Consider the following 17,206-nt stretch of genomic DNA (forward strand, 5'->3'; position numbering starts at 1 on the left):
GCCTTCGGGTGGGTTCCCCGTTCAACGGGCCGTGCCTGGGGTGGGATTTCCACTCCAGGCCTTACCGGCCCTCCAGGGGCGTTTAGCCTCTCCGCCTGCCCGGCGGCGAGGATCACACGCGACGCATTGAGGTCACGATCATGCCCGGTACCGCAGCTCTCGCACCGCCAGGTGCGCACGTGCAGCGGCTTCTTCCCGTCCACGGCCCAGCACACGTGACAGGTCTGAGACGACGGCAGCCACCGCGACACCGTCCCGACGTACCGCCCGTACCGTGCGGCCTTCTCCTGAAGGACCCGCCGGAACATCCCCCACGCCGCATCGTGCACGGACTTGGCGAGGCGGGTGCGTGCGAGGCCGGAGATGGCCAGGTCTTCGAGGTAGACCGCTTGGTTGTCGCGGATCAGTCTCGAAGCGGTCTGGTGGCACCAGTCCTTGCGCGCGTCAGTCACCCGAGCGTGGGCGCGGGCGACCCTGAGTCTGGCCTTGTGCCGGTTCTTCGACCCCTTCGCCTTACGGCTGAGAGTCTGCTGAGCCTTACGCAGTCGTCGTTCGGCGCGGCGCAGGAAACGCGGGTTGTCGATCACCTTGCCGTCGGAGAGGACGGCGTAGTGCGTCAGCCCCAGGTCGATGCCCACCTCGGCATCCGTGGCGGGCAGCGTCCCGGGCTCGACGTCCACGACGAACGAGGCGAAGTACCGGCCGGACGGGTCCTTGACCACCGTCACGGACGACGGGGCTGCGGGCAGCGGCCTCGACCAGCGGACCCGGACATCGCCGATCTTCGCGAGGTTCAGCCGGCCGCCTGCCCGAAGCCCGGAACCCGTTCTTCGAGAAGCGGACCGCCTGCCGGTTGTCCTTCTTCGACTTGAACACCGGCAGCCCCATACGCCGGCCCCGGCGCTTGCCGGTCACCGACGCGAAGAAGTTCGCGTACGCCGTATCGAGATCGCGCAGGGAGGACTGCAAGGCGTCCACCGACACCTCCGCAAGCCACGCCCGCTCCGGAGTGCGCTTCGCATCGGTGATCACCCGCTTCGCCAGAGCACCCGACGAGATCCGCGACCTGTCCGCCTTGTACGCGGCCTTCCTGGCCGCAAGCGCATCGTTGTAGACCACCCGGGCACAGCCGAACGTCCGAGCCAGCGCGATGCGCTGACCCGGCGTGGGCTCGACCCGGAAGGAGTACCGCAGATGCATGAGAGCAACGTACCGGCCGCCACTGACATTGATACTCGTAGCGGGTTCCGGTGGTCGTGGCTCTGCCACTGACTGACGCCCTGCTGGGCTGTCTTCCCGTTGTACTGTCAGGCTGCCGGGGCCCGTTCTTCATGGCGCCGGCCAGGTGGAACATGACCTGATAGGAGCTTGGTCGGAAGCCCCCTCAATGTCCTGTCTGCCCCACCCGGCCGGTGCCGCCTCCGGCTAGGAAGGCTTCTCCAGCATGACAGCAGCGGGCACAGCGGGCACGACCGAACAGTGGGTGTTCGGCGGTGTGGACTCCCACGCCGACACCATTCACGTCGCGGTCGTCACCGACAACGGCGGCCAACTCGCCGACGCCGAGTTCCCCACCACCGCCGCCGGATACATGGCGGCCCTTGCCTTCCTGGGCGCCCACGGAGCTGTGGTCGCGATCGGGGTGGAAGGCACCGCGTCCTACGGAACCGGGTTCACGCGTGCCGCCCGAGCGGCCGGCCTGACCGTGGTCGAGGGGTCGTCCGTGGTCCAGGAGACTGAGATCTGAGTCACGGTGGTCTTCTGATCGTCCGGCCCTGGCGCGGGCGGGCTGTCGGCCAGCGGACACGGGCGGCCGCCGGGCCCGGTCAGGACCTCTTTGGCCGTCTTCACCAGTCGCAGCCAGCGCAATGAGGATCGGCCGGTGAGGCTGACCGACATGAGCCACAGCCTCTGGATCGCGGGTTCCAGCTGTTCGCGGTCCTGAGCGGGAAGGCTCACGAAGAGCAGCTCGGGCTGGCAGGACGCGAGGACTTCGAGCGCAGCCTGCGCATGGCGGTCGGGATCTTCACCGGCACGGTCGTGGGTGGCGTGCAGAGCGACGAAGAGCACGCGGCGTACGTCGTCCATGAGGGCGTCGTAATCGGTCTCCCAGACGCGCGCCCGTCGGCGCATGCGGACTTGGAAGTCCGCGTTCTCCAGTGCCGTGTGCAGGAGCTGCTGGGCCCTGCGGCGGCTGGCATCGAGGCGGTCCGGCTCCATGGCGGCTCTCCTTCGACGTGGCGACCAGGCCATCATGCGCCACCCTCGTCATGGCAAGTGCCGGAGCCGGACCCCACCTGGAACCTCGACTTCGATGACCAAAGCGACATGACTCGCCGACTGCCCCGTCTGGCAGCTCTCCATCTGCGGTGAGCGGCGCTACCCGAGGCGGGCCGTCCCGAATCGCGCGAGGCCGAGGCGCGTTTCCCGGCTGCGCGAGCGGGCGTTCGTCACCCACCCGTGATGCTGAAGCGGGCAACCCTTCCCCACCCCCCTGCGGTCTCTTGATCGTGATCAGACAACTTTTGCGTCCCGTGGTCGCGCTGCTGGGCGGGGCACTGCTGCTGAGTGGCTGCGCCGGCGCTGATGCCGCGGCGGACAAGCCTCCCGCCCATCGGGTGTTCTCCCAGAAGCTCAACGCGCAGCCGATCCGAGCGCTGGAGGTCTCCAAGGCGGCTGGGACGGTGTCGTTCCGTCAGGTCGTCACCTTCGGTTCCTCTCAGGGGGCGGTACGCCTGACCAGCAACGGCCAACTGGACTTCCCGCGCCAGCGTGCGTCGTTCGTACGGACCTGGGGGTTCGACGGCCGCTATCCCGTGAGCCAGCGGGAGTCGTTCGCGGGAGATGCGCTGGGGGCGGACCACGCCGCGGCGAGCCAAGCGGTGGTGATGGACCGGCAGTTGGTGCACGTGCGGCCCGTCGTGGCGGGGTACTGGCTGAAGTACGACCGCGCGACGATCGTCCAGGACGGCGGGCAGAGCATCATGGACCTGCGCGGCAAGACCGCGCCCTACGGTGAGACGCTCCTGGAGTCCGTGCCCGGTATCGAGTCCGTCACGTCCAAGCCGACGCCCGGTGGAGGGCGTGCCTACACCACCCGTCTGGACGGCCAGCTGCTGCACCGAGTGGTGCCGCACCTCACCCTCGCGCTGGCCGACCTCCTGGACGAGCAGTCCCTGGGCGCGCGTGCCGCGTTCACCCTGGTCGTCGATCGTACGGGGCGGATCGTGCGGGTGGACGCGGACCTGACGCCGCTGCTCACGCACAAGCCAGGTGCCCTCTCCAAGGTCCACAGCGTGCGCGTGGCGCTGGAGTTGAGCCAGTACGGAGCCGCGTACACCCCCCGGCCCGGGCTGAAGGGCCGGATCCTGGATGCCGGCCAGGTCGTGAAGGGCCTGCACGAAGTCAAGCCGGGCTCGTGCGTCGCCTCCGACACCGGCCAGGGCTACTGGACCCAGCTCGTGGTCGTACCGTGCGGCTGGCCGCACCAGGGCCGCATCTACGCGCAGCGCGAGTGGAGCGGCACGTATCCGGGCGAGAAGGAGTTGGACCGCGAGTCCATCCAGGCCTGCGACGACGCCTACGCCCGGGTGCCCTCCGGCTGGACCGCGGGTAGTCGCGAGCCCGGCAAGTTCTGGACCCACTGGCCGTCCGAACACGCCTGGCGCACGGACAAACGACGCAAGACCACCTGCTACGTCCTCACCCGCTGACCCGCCCACCACGCTCCGGCACCCCGGCGGATTCACACGGCCGGGCAGGGCGCCGCTCTGCCCGGCGGACACCATGCCCGAACCGACGGATCAGGTCAGCGCTGGTTGTCCTGCCGGGGTCGTTTGCTGAGGAACTGCTCGGCAGCCTCGACCGCTTCCCGGTTGAGCTCCTCGCGAGAGACTCCCCAGCTCTCCTCCCAGCACTCCAGGTTGTTTGCGCAGTGGACGAGAAGCTCCAGGTCCCCCGGATAGCCGAGGTCCTCGGCAATCTCAACCCAGATGAGGAGTGTCCCGGCGGCCGGGTCGAGTGATCCGTCCGCGATCTGGCCGGCGATCCAGCTGGCCATCGCCCACTTCGCGGCCAAGGGATCGGCCGGCGGGTGGAAGGCGAGCCCCAGTTCCTCCAGAACTCGGTCGAACAACTCTGGCGCTTCGGGCTCCTCACTGCGAAGGAGTCCCGCCAGCATGGCGAGCGAAGGGCTCTCAACCCCGGCGAGCAGGGCGTCCAGCCCGGCCTGGATGAGGCGGTCCGATCCCACATGCCTTCCGAATGCCCTCATGCGCGCAAGGTGGCTGATCTGGGCGATTGCCTCGTCGTGCGTCATCTGGGCCTTCCATCGGTGCGTTGCACGGAAGCCTCGCATTCCCGTCGCGCCAGCGCGAACGGTTTCGGACGTGCGACCCCTCAGGGACGCCTTGCCTGACCGCCACCTGAGGGCCGACCTCCACGATCTCACCGGCGTCGAAGCCGCCGTCCGACTCCGTGCACCGATCACGAACGGCGGCTTCGAGCCCTTCGCCCCGCCGCACGGGCCAGGATCAAGGCATCGGGAGGAGGGCTCCCGGCAACCCGCCGTCCCGGACCACGGTCTCGCCGATGGAGAGCCCGCAGAGGCTGCCGACGGCGGTGAGCACCGCGGTCGGCAGCCGTGGCGCGTGCTCCTCGTAGTGCGGCGCCGCGGCCGTCTCTCCTACGTCCCCGATCGCGGGGAACACCGCGCCCGCCGCCCGGAGTGCCGCGTCCAGCTCGGACGGCTCGTCGAAGGTCTGACCGAAGTCGGTGCACCGGACCCGTTCGTCGCCAGGGACGTGGAGGACCTGTGCCGGTGGGCTGAATCGGTTCTGCGTCACGCAGATGACCTCGTCGCCGGGCCGGGACGCCATCGAGGCGACCTTACGCCGACCGGTGGCCCAGGTCGCGGCGCTCCAGTCCTCCAGTACGTAGACCCAGTCACCGCAGGTCCCGTACATGACCCGGTTCGCGCGGGGCGAGGGCCTGCCCGGCCGTCCCGCCGGTGGCACGAGGGCTCGATACGGGACGCGGGCGGCGAGGGCTGCCGGGTCCGCGCCCAGCGCGACGAGGAAGTCGTCCGGCGCCATTCCCCTCGCGGCCGTCAGTGAAATGCCCCCGGCCATGCCCTCTACGGCGGCCGACACGGGCGTGTGGTGGTGCGCGCCGATCCATGCGATGCCTGCGGTCACGGACTTCTCCCGGGCAGCCACATCGGTCTCCTTTACGAGGAGTCTTCACAAGGAATAGGGACGCCGGATCCCTGCCGCCTGCGAGGCGTGCACCACGGCGGTACTCCAGAGACTCTACGGTGCCACGGTCCCCAACTCGTCGGCTGTCAGGGGGCGGTGTGCTCGGCCGCGCTCGGCCTGCGTACGCGGCCCCGGCCGGGCCGTGTCCCGGATCCGGGGCTATGAGTGTCAGCAGGGCGCCGGGGTCGCCCCCGGCGCGCAGGTGGGCGGGGAGCGTGCCGTCGATGCGGTACTCCTGGCAGTGCACGGTGAGCAACACCGCGGCGTTGGTGGGCCATGTACGCGGGCAGGCCTCGTAGGCTGGCCGGATGCCCCACGATGTTCTGGCCCTGTGGCCACCGGCGTCCGCCTCACAGGTGGACTGGCTCGCCGAGCTCTCCGGGGAAGACGGCCTCACCGGGTACGAGGCACCCGGACGGCCCGACGCCGCCTGGGTCCTCGGCGGCATGTACGAACGCGGTCCCGGTGCCGGGGAGTCCGTCAACACCGGCCAGGGCCGGGACGAGCACCCGGGCCCGGGATGGACTCGGCTGCGCTGGGCGGACCTGGCTGCTCGCCTGGGTGATCCGGTCGTGCCGGAGGGCCTCTACCCCTGCCATCGCTGCTTCCCGTCGGCGGAAGCGGCCGGCGTCGTCTCGGGGGCCGTCGCATGGCCCGCCGAGGGCAGCCTGGACAGGCCGACCTGGAACGAACTGATCCGATTCCTGAGCGCACAAAGCCCCGAGGGGGAACGGACGCCCTGCCTGGCGTACTACAACCCCATCGTCACCGGAGACTTCGAGCACCCCGAGGTCCGCTCCGGCCGTCTGGGGGATGCCAAGGCCCTCTTCGACCACCCGGAGATCCTGCACAGCCCATCCAATCTGTGGGCCGCCGACCGCTCCTGGGTCGTCTGTACCGACTACGACTTGTGGGGTACGAAAGTCTGCGGCCCCCGGGCCCTCGTCGAGGCGCTCCTCGGCGACACCGAACTCGAAGCCGTCCGCCTGCCCTGGACCAGTTAGGGCTCTGACCGGGAAGTTTCGCGTGCCGGCGAGCCCGGCCCCGTACAGCGCCTCCTTGCCGACCACCGCTTCGGGCAGCCGCACGGCAACGCACTGAATCAGACGGGCAGCGCCGCCTCCTGCCCGTTCAGGAGGGCCGTGCCCAGGTGTGTGGCGCTGTGCAGGACGGTGTTGCGGTGGCGGTCGCTTCGGATCAGGGCGGCCTCGCGCAGCGCCGTCAGGTGGCGGCTGGCGTTCGGGGCGGTGGTGTGCGTGCGGCACGCCAGCTGCTGCGTCGTGGCCGCCCCCTCCGCCGCCGCCTGTAACAGCGCCGCCCGGGTGCCTCCCAGCAGTGCCGCCAGGGCCTTCGCGCTCGCGGTCGACGGAGCGGCGGGCCTCAGCCAGCCCGCGTCGTGGTCGATCGGGTACACCAGCACGGGCGGCGGCCCCGGATCGACCAGGCTCACGACGTTGAAGCGGCAGAAGAACGACGGCTGCAGCACCAGGCCCCGCCCGTGCAGGTGGAGGTCCTGGTTCACCGGGTAGTCGAGTTCGAGGACCGGGTAGCTCCACCGGGCCGAGCGGTGCAGGGTCCGGAACAACTCGTCCCACCCGCCCCGGGCGAGCTGCGCGGCACGCTGCACCCGATCGCGGTGCACCTCGGCGCGTACCCGCTCCCAGTAGGGGGCCAGACAGGCGTCGAAGTAGGCGTCGGCGGTATCCGCCAGCCTGCCGAGGACCCTGCCGTCGCCCTCGGCCAGTGGCCCGCACCAGGAGGGCAGCCGCAACCGGGGGTGCCGTGCGCGGAACTCCTCGAGGTCGGTTCGCGCGGTGGCGCGGTGGGTCGCCCGCAGGGCCTCCAACTGCGCGAAGCGCGGCGCTCCGCGGGCGGGCGTGAGGAAGTCCGGACAGTATCCCTTCGACGGTGCGAGGAAGGAGAGGTGCTGCACCCCGGCGGGCAGCCGTTGCAGGACGCGGCTGCGCCACGGCCCGAAGACCACGCCGCTGTCCCGGCGTTGGAGCCGGTGAAGGCTGGTCGTCACTTCCCACATGAAGTCAGGCTCGGCGGCGAGCACGGTACGTGCCAAGGCCTCGCCGGTGAAATGGACTCTCAGCATGCTCACTGCCCCCGTGCCCGGTTGTTGGTGCCGGGCCCGTTCCATGCTGTGAGAGCGGATCGAGTCACGACAGGCGATTTTTGGGCTTCCGGCCCGCAGGAAGAACCCGAGCGGTGCTGGCCGGGGACATTGCGCCCAGACGCACATAGCTAACGGCCGGCGGACGACGCGGGCCAGAATCTGGCATCGAGCCGGTGGTCGCGGACCACACCGGCGAGGGGTGGGAACGCGCCACCACGGGTGCCGGGCGATCGGCCCGCGTCCGGACGTCCCACCGGTGTCGTACGACCACTCCCCTCGCACTGGTCCACCCCGGCACAGCGCGTACGACCGGCTCGAACCGCCGGTCCCGGGCCCCTCGACGAACGAAGACGAAAGGCGGACCAAGGATGCGTACACGCATGAAGATGGCTGCGATCACGGGACTCGCCGCTCTGGCGGCGTCCACCGGGGTCGTCCTGGGCGCGGGCCCCGCGCTCGCGGGCCCCAGCTGCTCGTCCGGCTACCACTGCGTGTTCAAGTACCAGGTGGGAAGCACCAAGCACTCCTACTTCGACTCCGACGCGAACTTCACCAACGACTACTTCGGTGACGGATCGGTCGTCAACGACAACGTGTGGGGCGCCAGCAACTCCAGCACCGGTGGTTACGAGAGCCACTACTACCGGGACATCAACTACGCCGGGGGCCTGGTGTTCTGCGTGAACCCCGGCAGCTCCGTGTACGAACTGCCCGCCGGCAAGAAGGACGCGGCCAGCTCCCTGAAGCTGCGGGGCACCACCTCCATCAGCTGCTACTGAGCACCGAGCGCCGGGGGCACCGCGACACCGCCCCCGGCGCTCATCCGCGGCACCCGCCCCGCGCGAGACGCGACCACGGCTTACGAACTACGGACCACGGACTACGGACCACGCTGAGGGGACGGGCACCATGACGGATCGTACGGCGGACGCTTCGACCGGGGGCGGCGGACGACGGCGTCACCGTCTGCTGCTGCCGACGGCCATGGTGCTCGCCCTGGTGGTCATCGGCACCGCCGCCTGGGCGTTCTCCCGCGGCCCCGCGACCGGCTCGCCGCGACCGGAGCGCACCGGATCGGCGTCGAAGACCCTGGCCCTGAGCCGGAGCCTTCCGTTCTACGGCCTCCTCTACACGCGTACCCCGGCCGACGCGAGGATCGACACCGCGAAGCAGCGGTTGACGACCTCGTGCATGGCCGCGCAGGGCCACCGCTACGAGCCGGCGAAGCGGGAGCGGTCGGAGTCCCGGGGCCTCGCCCTCTTCGGCATCGAGCCGGGTAGCGACGCCGACCCCGAGCCGGCCGCGGCGCAGAGCGAGCAGCCGCGGTCGCAAGCGTTCCGGAGGGCGTTGTTCGGCGACCCCGCCAAGACGATCAGTGCCCAGGGCGAGCGGTTCAAGGTCACTCGGCCGGCCACGGGCTGCCAGGCCGAGGCCGAGCGGAAGCTCGTGGGCTCCGAGCGGGAGAAGCTGCTGGGACTCCAACTTCGCCTGGGTGACGGCGAGTCCGAGGCGCTGAGCCAACTCCAGCGGGACGCCCGGTACGCGGCGGCGAACAAACGCTGGCGGACCTGCATGCGTGAGTCCGGCTACGACGCAGCCGATCCGCTCGCACTGCTGCGCACGCTGCCGCGGGGAGCGGACCTCCGCACGCATCCGGCGACCGTGGCGGACCTGCGCTGCAAGGAGCGGACCGGATACCTCGCCGACGTGTACGGGCGCCTCGCCCAACTGCAGCAGAAGTGGCTCGACAGTCACCAGGACGTGCTGCGGTCCTGGCGGGCACTCAAGAACCGCCAGGACGACGCGGCGCGAAGGATCCTCGCCGATGCTCCCTGACGGGAGCCCTGTGGGGCGGACGTCCTGCCGGTGATCCAGCCGTACGACGAACGGTCCTCCCTACCCGAGACCGCCGGGCCCCACCGGCGCGGATGCGAACTCGCCCCGCCTGTGCCCGCGTACGGCGCGTCCTCGCCGGACACCAGCCGCCTGCCCCCGCCAGACCCACACTGGCGCCTTGGGCACCGCGCCGGGACTCTCCGAGTGCCCCTACCCGCTGCTCACGCGCGAACTGCCGCAGCGCTCGTCTTCTCGGGCCCTCCCGCGCATGACCTCCCTTCACCAGGCGCTTCAGCCTGGAACGTGTCGTCTCCGCACGCAGTCACCCGCTCCGGGGCCCGCTGCGAGCTTCTCCAACAGCGACGTCACCGTGACCCCGCCTTCCCTCCCGGCTACAAGCCCGCGCTGCGTGGCGTCCCGCGACCCTGGGCACCGCGGGACGAGGCTCACCGGCCACAGCACTGGCGATGCCCGTCGTTGCTCCTGGCCGGCCGGACACGCCCGTAGCCCGCCCGGGCACGAGGGCATCGGGCTTTCGAGGGCCGAGTCTGTCGGCGACGAGGCATCGTGGCATGTCCGGCGATGGCGCATTGGCGGGGAGGTTACGAAACCGGTCAATGTGCTGCACCGGCAGAGCACGGTGTGCCGCATCGGCGCCGTGTCTTCTCGTGGCGACGGCGCTCCCGAAGGTGGCCGGAAGTCGTCGAAACGGCGAGCGCAGCGGTGGGCGGCCACTCGAACGTGTTGGTTTCATCTCCCCCATCCCGTAAGGGACTTGGGCCGCCTCCCGCATTCGAACGTACTTTCACTGGTCCGCTCTTCGAAAGCCGCTCCCGGGCCGCGCGGGTGCGCTTAGCTAGCGCCCTGCACCCCTCACCCACACCTTGCCGGAGGTCTCCATGCCCGTACTTTCCGCTGCCCGCGCACGGACCTGCCCTCTCGAACATCGCCCCACCCCTTCCCGGCGTTCGACGTGCCGTGCGATGGGTTCCGGCCGTCCCTCAGAGCGATCAGGAGGGTGGCGATGAGTCTGTGGCGTGCGCGGATGGCCGATCCGGCAGTGTCGGCGGCGGAGGAGGAGCTGTTCGGCGGGGCGCTGCGCTACGACACGGTCTGGTCGGAGCACGAACGCACGCGGGTGGAGGTGACGTTGTGGTCGGCGTTACGGGCCATGCCGCGTCTGGTGGCGGCGACGGTACGACGAGCGTGGCGGGCGGACCGGTCCGGGCTGGTCGTGCTGGGAGTCGCGGAGATCGGCCAGGGCGTCGCGGCGGCGGTGGGCCTGCTGATCGTGAATGTGGTCATGCACGCCCTGCTGGCCGGCGGGAGCGCCGCGGAGCGGCTGGACCAGGCGTTGCCGGCCTTGGTGGCCGGGGCCTGTGCGGCGGTGGTGCGGTCGTTGCTGGCGGGGTTGTCGACGTCGCGGGCGGGGCGGCTGGAGCCGCTGGTGGAGCGGATCGCGATGGTCCACTACCTGCGGGCCGCGGCGGCGGTGGAGCTGGAGGCGATCGAGGACCCGCAGTTCAAGCGGCTGATGGACGTGGCCCAGCTGGGGGTGGACGCCTCACGGCGGATGATCTCCGCCTGTGTGGCCGCGCTGAACGGGGTGATCTCCCTGGTGTCGGCGGCGGGTGTGCTGAGCGTGCTGGACGTACGGCTGCTGCCGATGCTGTTGCTCATCGCCGTGCCGCGCGGGTGGGGGGCGATGCGGGTGGCGCAGGAGCGCTACGTATCGCGGCTGACATGGATCGAGCACCTGCGGGCATCGAGGCTGATCGGGAACCTGCTGACCGAGCGGACGGCCGCGCAGGAAGTACGGGTGCACCAGGTCGGGCCGTTCCTACTGGCCAAGTACGAGGAGATGGCACTCAGCGCCGAGGAGGAGCAGCGGCGCCTGGCGTCGCGCAAGGCTTTGATCGAGCTGGTCGCGGCGGGGCTGTCCGGGCTGGCGATGGCCCTGACCTACGCGTCGGTGTTCGGGATGATCTCGGCAGGGTGGATGAGCCTGGCGGTGGCGGGCACGGCCGTGCTGGCGATCCGCTCGGGCTCGGCGTCACTGGGGGCGCTGGTGATGAACGTCAACCAGCTCAACGAGGAGGCCCTCTACGTCCGCGACCACGAGGCCTTCGTCACCGGAGCCGCCACGCATGCCCTTCCCAGCGGCGGCGAGCCGCTCGCGCACCGGCTGGGCGCGGTGGAGCTGGAGAAGGTGACCTACCGCTACCCCGACCGTGAGCAGGCGGCGCTGGACGGGGTGTCGCTGCGCCTGGCCATGGGCCAGGTCGTCGCGGTGGTCGGGGAGAACGGCTCGGGCAAGTCCACGCTGATGAAGGTCCTGTCGGGGCTGGTGAGCCCGCAGACGGGTTCGGTGCGCTTCGGTGCGCAACCGCTGGCGGAGGTGGATCGGCGTGAGGTGTTCGCCCGGGTCGCGGTGCTCACCCAGGACTTCCAGCGGTGGCCGCTGACCGCGGCGATGAACCTGCGCATCGGGCGGCCTGAACACCCGTACACGGATGGCGGGTTGACGGCGTCACTGCGGCACGCGGACGCCGACCGGCTGTGGGTGAAGTTCCCGGCCGGCTGGCAGTCCCTGCTCGGGCGCATGTTCCAGGGCGCTACCGACCTGTCCGGCGGCGAGTGGCAGCGCATCGGCCTGGCGCGCACGCACTTCAGGACCGTCACCCAGGACGCCGACAGCATCCTGATCGTCGACGAGCCGACCTCCGCGCTCGACCCGGAGACCGAGATCGAGGCGTTCCGCCGCGTACGCGAACTGGCCTCGCCGCACCGGGTGGTGGTGCTGGTCACCCACCGCATGTCGGGAGTCCGCTACGCCGACAGCATCCACGTCCTGCACCAGGGGCGCCTTGTGGAATCCGGCAGCCACGAGACCCTGATGGCCCGCCCCGACGGGCGCTACCGGGCGATGTTCCTGGCACAGGCCGCCGAGTACGCCACCACCGCGTCAGCAGCAGGCTCACCCACGGGCCAGTCGACACCACCGAGCAACGCATCCGCCGCCCGGGCCGGCACGTGCGCCTGTGGCATGGAGCCCGCGGATTCCGCGGACGCCCGCGCACGTGACGCCCTGGACCAGGCGGAGCCCGACCTGCTGCCCGGCCAGCGCCGCGACCCCGGCGCGCCACACGAGCCGACCCCCTGAGCTACCCGCGCCACCACCCCAGAAGGTGAGGATCACCCATGCCGCCAAGTCATTCCGGTCTCCGCAAGACCGTCGAGGCCTACCTGGCACGCCACCCCGACGAACGGGACGCACTGACCGAGCTCCTGGACACACTTGACGGCCCGGACCCGGACACGTTGGACGGCTCGAACCTGGACGCACTGGACGGCCCGGACACTGCCGCCCGCCGGACGACGCCACCGGCGCGCATTACCTGCAGTGCGGTGGTCATCGACCGCACGCACCGTGTCCTGCACAGCACACACCCGGGACCCGACGGACACCCGCAGGTCCCGGGTGGTTGCCCCGAACCCGGAGACCGCTCACTGCTCGCCACCGCGCTGCGCAGGCTGTCCGCAGCAACCGGGATCCCGCCAGGGGCCTTGTGCCTGACTCCGCAGTACCTGGGGGCGCCGCTCGACATCGACGTACGCGACGTCGAGGCCTCACCCGGCACCGAACAGGCCCACCACTCCTACGACTTCCGCTTCGCCTTCTACCTCGCCGACGATCCCAGCACGGACCCCGCTCCAGGGGTGAGGGAAGCCCGTCATGCCCAGTGGCTGGCGTTCACCGACGTTCCCTCTCCGTCTTTGCGGAAGAAGCTCCTGTCCAGTGGTGTCGATGGCCGGCCAGAGCCGGTGAACGCCTCCGTACTCGTCCACGACGGGGCGGGCTCGTACCTGGTGCACCTGCGTGACGACCTCGACCACGTGTGGGCGCCCTGGACCCTGGCCCTGCTCGGCGGAGGCCGCAAGCACGAGGACCGCGACCTTGAGGACACGCTGCGACGCGAACTGGCCGAAGAGGTCCCGGATCTGCGGCTTGCCACGCTGGCGCCGTACGCCGTGGAGGACGCCGTCAGCGTCGACGGGCTGCGCGTGCCCATCCAGGTGTTCAGCGCGCTGTGGCACGGCCGGGCCGAGCAGCTCGCGGTCCGCGAGGGGGTGCTGCTGCACTGGATCGCACTCGATCAGCTGGACCGAGTCCGGCTGAGCCCCGGGCTGGGGGACCTGATCCGCCGCCACGCCGCCGAACACCCGCCCGCGACGAGCGATGACGACTCACCCCTGCGGGTCAAGCCCGACGCGTACGCGGTCCTCAACGGGATCGGCGTCCACCTGCACCTCCAGGACGACCAGGGCCGGGTCCTACTCGGGCTGCGGCATCCCGACAGCAGCTACGCCGGGGACATGTGGCACTTCTTGGCCGGCCGGTGTGAGCAGGAGTCCGCCGTGACGTGCCTGGTGCGCGAAGCACGGGAGGAGGCCGGGCTCGTGATCGATCCCGCGGACGTCACGCTGGTCCACGTAACCCACCTCGTCGACCGTCCCGGCGGGCGGCCGTTGCTGCAGATGGTCTTCCAGGCGCACCGCTGGCAGGGGGTGCCGCACGTCCGTGAGCCGGACAAGTGCCTGGCCTGGGGGTGGTGGTCGCCGACGGATCTTCCGTCGCGGCTCGTGCCTTACGCCCGCACGGCCTTGGAGGGCATCGCGGCCGGCCGCGCCTACAGCGAACTGGGCTGGTGACGATGCGCCTCGTACGCCGCCCCGCCCCTCCCCGACCTTCCCCGACCCCCCGGAGGCACCCCTTGACCACCCGTCCGAGCACGCCCGCCGCGTGCCACCCCACTGCCGCGTGCCGCCCCGCCACCGTCGTACGGCAACGCACCTTGCGCACGGGTCAGCACGCAGGGGCGCTGTGAGCGGCCAGCAGCGTCACCGTGAGCCGGTCGATGTGCACCTGATCCTGCGCCGCGACACCCGCGAGGGACCGCAGGTGCTGCTGTCGCGCCGCGCCGGAGACGTCTACGCCTCCGGCCTGTGGCACCTGGTGTCGGGGCACCTGGACGGACCGGGCGAGGACGTGGTCACGGCGCTCGTCCGCGAAGCACGGGAGGAGGCGGGAGTGCTGATCGACCGGGCCGACGCGCGGTTCGCCGTCCTGGTCCACCACCGCGGACCCGGTGGCCGCTCACGGACCGGTGTGTTCTTCGAAGTACGGACCTGGCGAGGCACGCCCTCGATCCAGGAGCCGGACCTGTGCGACGCGATGGGCTGGTTCCCGCTCGACGCCCTGCCCGAACCGATGGTCGCCTACTGCCGGGCCGGTCTGGACACCTACCTCGCCGGCCAGATGATGGCTGTGCACTTCCAGGAACCCGGCGACGCGGTCGCCTACGAGCCTGCCCTGGACCGGCGCCGACCGGTCGAGGCGGTCCGCACGGGCCCACCCGTCGACGCCGTACGGCCCGAGGCGGAGGTGCGGTCCTTCGCCGAACAGGCGGTCGGACGCATCGAGAGCTGGACGGACACCTCCTGGGCCCGAGAAGGCAGCCGTGTGTGGCGCGTGCGCGGCGCCGGGGGCGGGACCTGGTTCGTCAAGGTCCATCACAGCGGTCGCTTCCACCACCGCGAAGTGGACGCCTACCGCACCTGGGTCCCTCGCCTGGGAGCCGCCGCGCCCCGGCTGGTCGCCGCCGATCCGGCACTGCGCGCCATCGTCGTCACCGCCGTCCCCGGCCGATCTCTGCACGGCGCCGTTCATCCTCCGGCCGAACAACAACGCGTCTTCCGCGCGATCGGGCGTCTGGCCGCATCCATCCACCACGTGGGAGCACCTTCCGGCTCGGGACCCGCGGGCAACCCACTGGGAAAGTGGCAACGCCATCTGCAAGGTGCCCGCCCTCATCTTGCCGTCGGCGACGAGGACTTCATCCGGGCGACCCTCGACAGGGCGGCCGGTCTGCCGAGCCTGCCGACGGTTCCCACCCACGGCGACTTCCAGCTGCGCAACCTGCTGTGGGACGCCTCCTCCAGCTGCCTGTCGGTGATCGACTTCGACCGCAGCGAGGACGGGCCCGCCGTCCGCGACTTCGTACGCCTGGCCGACGCCTGGGCCTGTCGTCCGGACCTGCACGCCGCGGTGATGGACGGGTACGGACGTGCACTGACACCGCTGGAAGAGCAGCACGTCTACGCCCTGTCGCTGCTCGATGCGGTCTCCGGCATCCAGTACGGCGCCCTCCACGCCGACCCCGAGCTCCTGGAACGCGGCCGCCGGACCCTGGCCCGCCTGAGCGCCACCCACCACCCATGACGACCGTCGGCTCAGCCCCCCCGTCCTCTGCATCAGTGAGGAGCAGCAGCGTGGAGTACAGCGAGCGCCAGGAGTGGGACCAGCACTACGCCGACGGCAAGGGATTCCGCCGACTGAGCGAGCGCGAGAAGGCGCTCCTGGCCGAGCGGGCCGCACCTCCGGGAGGCGGGGGTCGTGCAGTGGAGGTGGGCTCAGGGGCGGGTGACCTGGCGCTCCACCTGGCCTCCGTGGGTTACCGGGTCGACGCGGTGGACTTCGCCGAGAGTGCGATCACCCGCGCGCGGGCTGGGCATCCGGACGCCGGGGTGCGGTGGATCTGTGCGGACATCGAGCACGACGACGTGGCGGGCCTGGACCCGGGCGGGTACGACCTGGTGGTCATCTGGACTCCTTCGTGGGTACCCCCGGCTTGAGCCGGGGGAGGAGGCGAAGGTCCTGTGGAGCAGGGCGGGGAAAGCTGGTTCGCCCCCAGGGGGGCGGCGTTGTCAGTGGCGGCCGTTACGTTGGGCACATGCATCTGCGGTATTGCTTCCGGATCGAGCCCTCGCCGGGTCAGCGCATCGCGCTGGCCCGGACGTTCGGCTGTGCCCGGGTGGTCTACAACGATGCGCTTGCGGCCAGGAAGGCCGCGTACAAGGCGGACAAGTCGCGGATCTCGTCGGGTGCTCTGGCGAAGCGGGTGATCACCGATGCGAAGCGCACTCCGGAGCGGGCGTGGCTCGCGGAGGTGTCCGTGGACGCCTTGCAGTCCTCCCTTCGCGATCTCGATACGGCGTACGCGAACTTCTTCGCGTCGGTGACCGGCAAGCGCCGGGGCCGGCGTATGGGCCTGCCGGTGTTCAAGTCGAAGAAGGACAACCGGCAGGCGGTCCGCTTCTCGAAGAACGGGTTCCGGCTTCGGGCCGACGGCCGACTGAACCTCGCGAAGATCGGCGACGTCCGGGTCCGCTGGTCGAGGCCCCTTCCCTCTGCCCCCTCGTCCGTGACCGTGGTCAAGGACTCGTCCGGCCGGTACTTCGCCTCGTTCGTCGTGGACGTCGAGCCCGAGGCGCTACCCGTCACGGATGCCGAGGTCGGCATCGACCTGGGGCTGACCCACTACGCCGTCCTCTCGGACGGACAGGTGATCGACAACCCGCGTTTCCTGCGCCGCGCCGAGCGCAGGCTCCGTAAGGCTCAGCAGAGTCTCAGCCGGAAGGCGAAGGGGTCGAAGAACCGGGCCAAGGCCCGTATCAGGGTCGCCCGCGCCCACGCTCGGGTGGCTGACGCGCGCAAGGACTGGTGCCACCAGAGCGCTTCGAGACTGATCCGCGATAATCAAGCGGTCTATCTCGAAGACCTGGCGGTCTCCGGTCTCGCACGCACCCGTCTGGCGAAGTCTGTGCACGATGCGGCGTGGGGTATGTTCCGGCGGGTCCTTCAGGAGAAGGCCGCCCGGTATGGGCGGTACGTCGGGGCGGTGTCGCGGTGGCTGCCGTCGTCTCAGACCTGTCACGTGTGCTGGGCCGTGGACGGCAAGAAGCCGCTGCACGTGCGCGCCTGGCGGTGCGGGAGCTGCGGTACCGGGCATGATCGTGACCTCAATGCGTCGCGTGTGATCCTCGCCGCCGGGCAAGCGGAGAGGCTAAACGCCCCTGGAGGGCCGGTAAGGCCTGGAGTGGAAATCCCACCCCAGGCACGGCCCGTTGAACGGGGAACCCACCCGAAGGC

16 protein-coding genes and 1 pseudogene are annotated in these 17,206 nt (G+C 70.7%); 11 read left to right on the forward strand and 6 right to left on the reverse strand.

All coding sequences use genetic code 11. From position 1 onward, the window contains the following. Positions 1 to 797 (reverse strand): RNA-guided endonuclease InsQ/TnpB family protein (locus tag ABT160_RS43660; protein ID WP_351655034.1); only part of this gene is annotated, 797 nt, incomplete at its 3' end. Between the two features lie 56 nt (positions 798 to 853). On the opposite strand from ABT160_RS43660, the gene ABT160_RS43665 reads away from it, so the two are divergent. Continuing rightward, the gene (locus ABT160_RS43665) at positions 854 to 1,114 is read left to right on the forward strand and encodes a hypothetical protein (protein WP_351655037.1); all 261 of its coding nucleotides are present in this window, start codon (positions 854 to 856) and stop codon (positions 1,112 to 1,114) included. 14 nt (positions 1,115 to 1,128) lie between these two features. Here the strand turns inward: ABT160_RS43665 and ABT160_RS43670 are convergent. Continuing rightward, a pseudogene (locus ABT160_RS43670) lies at positions 1,129 to 1,200 on the reverse strand (helix-turn-helix domain-containing protein); the annotation flags it as partial. Positions 1,201 to 1,444: 244 nt separating this feature from the next. Here ABT160_RS43670 and ABT160_RS43675 point away from each other — a divergent pair. Next, on the forward strand, positions 1,445 to 1,747 hold the full coding sequence (locus ABT160_RS43675) for an IS110 family transposase (protein ID WP_351655004.1): 303 nt from the start codon (positions 1,445 to 1,447) through the stop codon (positions 1,745 to 1,747). Here ABT160_RS43675 and ABT160_RS43680 read toward each other — a convergent pair. After that, a complete protein-coding gene (locus tag ABT160_RS43680) occupies positions 1,660 to 2,220 on the reverse strand; it encodes a hypothetical protein (protein ID WP_351655006.1) in 561 nt (186 codons plus the stop codon). The genes ABT160_RS43675 and ABT160_RS43680 overlap by 88 nt on opposite strands. Positions 2,221 to 2,510: 290 nt before the next feature. Here ABT160_RS43680 and ABT160_RS43685 point away from each other — a divergent pair, with 290 nt between their 5' ends. Continuing rightward, the gene (locus tag ABT160_RS43685; RefSeq protein WP_351655009.1) at positions 2,511 to 3,713 is read left to right on the forward strand and encodes a hypothetical protein; all 1,203 of its coding nucleotides are present in this window, start codon (positions 2,511 to 2,513) and stop codon (positions 3,711 to 3,713) included. Between the two features lie 95 nt (positions 3,714 to 3,808). Here ABT160_RS43685 and ABT160_RS43690 read toward each other — a convergent pair whose 3' ends face one another. After that, on the reverse strand, positions 3,809 to 4,318 hold the full coding sequence (locus ABT160_RS43690) for a hypothetical protein (RefSeq protein WP_351655011.1): 510 nt from the start codon (positions 4,316 to 4,318) through the stop codon (positions 3,809 to 3,811). Between the two features lie 214 nt (positions 4,319 to 4,532). Beyond that, a complete protein-coding gene (locus tag ABT160_RS43695; RefSeq protein WP_351655014.1) occupies positions 4,533 to 5,195 on the reverse strand; it encodes a hypothetical protein in 663 nt (220 codons plus the stop codon). 368 nt (positions 5,196 to 5,563) lie between these two features. Here ABT160_RS43695 and ABT160_RS43700 point away from each other — a divergent pair, with 368 nt between their 5' ends. After that, positions 5,564 to 6,259 carry a hypothetical protein gene (locus tag ABT160_RS43700; RefSeq protein WP_351655016.1) on the forward strand — a complete coding sequence of 232 codons (696 nt, stop codon included), beginning with the start codon at positions 5,564 to 5,566 and terminating at the stop codon, positions 6,257 to 6,259. Positions 6,260 to 6,357: 98 nt separating this feature from the next. Here the strand turns inward: ABT160_RS43700 and ABT160_RS43705 are convergent, their stop codons facing one another. Next, the gene (locus ABT160_RS43705; RefSeq protein ID WP_351655018.1) at positions 6,358 to 7,356 is read right to left on the reverse strand and encodes an ArsR/SmtB family transcription factor; all 999 of its coding nucleotides are present in this window, start codon (positions 7,354 to 7,356) and stop codon (positions 6,358 to 6,360) included. Between the two features lie 407 nt (positions 7,357 to 7,763). Here ABT160_RS43705 and ABT160_RS43710 point away from each other — a divergent pair, with 407 nt between their 5' ends. The 7 genes from ABT160_RS43710 to ABT160_RS43740 form a co-directional block, all read left to right on the forward strand. Further along, complete coding sequence (locus ABT160_RS43710; protein WP_351655020.1) at positions 7,764 to 8,156, forward strand: hypothetical protein; 393 nt, start codon at positions 7,764 to 7,766, stop codon at positions 8,154 to 8,156. A gap of 130 nt (positions 8,157 to 8,286) precedes the next feature. Beyond that, entirely contained in the window at positions 8,287 to 9,213 is a 927-nt protein-coding gene (locus tag ABT160_RS43715; protein WP_351655022.1) for a hypothetical protein, read from the forward strand. A gap of 1,024 nt (positions 9,214 to 10,237) precedes the next feature. After that, positions 10,238 to 12,376 (forward strand): ABC transporter ATP-binding protein, encoded by a 2,139-nt coding sequence (locus tag ABT160_RS43720; protein ID WP_351655024.1) that lies wholly within the window; start codon positions 10,238 to 10,240, stop codon positions 12,374 to 12,376. A gap of 38 nt (positions 12,377 to 12,414) precedes the next feature. Continuing rightward, positions 12,415 to 13,926 (forward strand): NUDIX hydrolase, encoded by a 1,512-nt coding sequence (locus ABT160_RS43725; protein ID WP_351655026.1) that lies wholly within the window; start codon positions 12,415 to 12,417, stop codon positions 13,924 to 13,926. Between the two features lie 172 nt (positions 13,927 to 14,098). Next, complete coding sequence (locus ABT160_RS43730; protein WP_351655028.1) at positions 14,099 to 15,496, forward strand: phosphotransferase; 1,398 nt, start codon at positions 14,099 to 14,101, stop codon at positions 15,494 to 15,496. Between the two features lie 50 nt (positions 15,497 to 15,546). Continuing rightward, positions 15,547 to 15,909: a class I SAM-dependent methyltransferase gene (locus ABT160_RS43735; RefSeq protein ID WP_351655030.1), complete on the forward strand. Its 363-nt coding sequence runs from the start codon at positions 15,547 to 15,549 to the stop codon at positions 15,907 to 15,909. Positions 15,910 to 16,007: 98 nt separating this feature from the next. After that, the coding region (locus ABT160_RS43740; RefSeq protein WP_351655033.1) for an RNA-guided endonuclease InsQ/TnpB family protein at positions 16,008 to 17,206 on the forward strand (1,199 nt) is incomplete at its 3' end.

Source organism: Streptomyces sp. NPDC001941, assembly GCF_040296945.1.
Taxonomy (GTDB): Bacteria; Actinomycetota; Actinomycetes; order Streptomycetales; family Streptomycetaceae; genus Streptomyces.

Excerpts from the sequence above, each read along its gene's own strand:
- ABT160_RS43725 (WP_351655026.1), top strand. The coding sequence starts at position 12,415 with ATGCCGCCAAGTCATTCCGGTCTCCGCAAGACCGTCGAGGCCTACCTG.
- ABT160_RS43700 (WP_351655016.1), top strand. The coding sequence starts at position 5,564 with ATGCCCCACGATGTTCTGGCCCTGTGGCCACCGGCGTCCGCCTCACAG.
- ABT160_RS43710 (WP_351655020.1), top strand. The coding sequence starts at position 7,764 with ATGGCTGCGATCACGGGACTCGCCGCTCTGGCGGCGTCCACCGGGGTC.
- ABT160_RS43705 (WP_351655018.1), bottom strand. The coding sequence starts at position 7,356 with ATGCTGAGAGTCCATTTCACCGGCGAGGCCTTGGCACGTACCGTGCTC.
- ABT160_RS43715 (WP_351655022.1), top strand. The coding sequence starts at position 8,287 with ATGACGGATCGTACGGCGGACGCTTCGACCGGGGGCGGCGGACGACGG.
- ABT160_RS43720 (WP_351655024.1), top strand. The coding sequence starts at position 10,238 with ATGAGTCTGTGGCGTGCGCGGATGGCCGATCCGGCAGTGTCGGCGGCG.
- ABT160_RS43675 (WP_351655004.1), top strand. The coding sequence starts at position 1,445 with ATGACAGCAGCGGGCACAGCGGGCACGACCGAACAGTGGGTGTTCGGC.
- ABT160_RS43690 (WP_351655011.1), bottom strand. The coding sequence starts at position 4,318 with ATGACGCACGACGAGGCAATCGCCCAGATCAGCCACCTTGCGCGCATG.
- ABT160_RS43680 (WP_351655006.1), bottom strand. The coding sequence starts at position 2,220 with ATGGAGCCGGACCGCCTCGATGCCAGCCGCCGCAGGGCCCAGCAGCTC.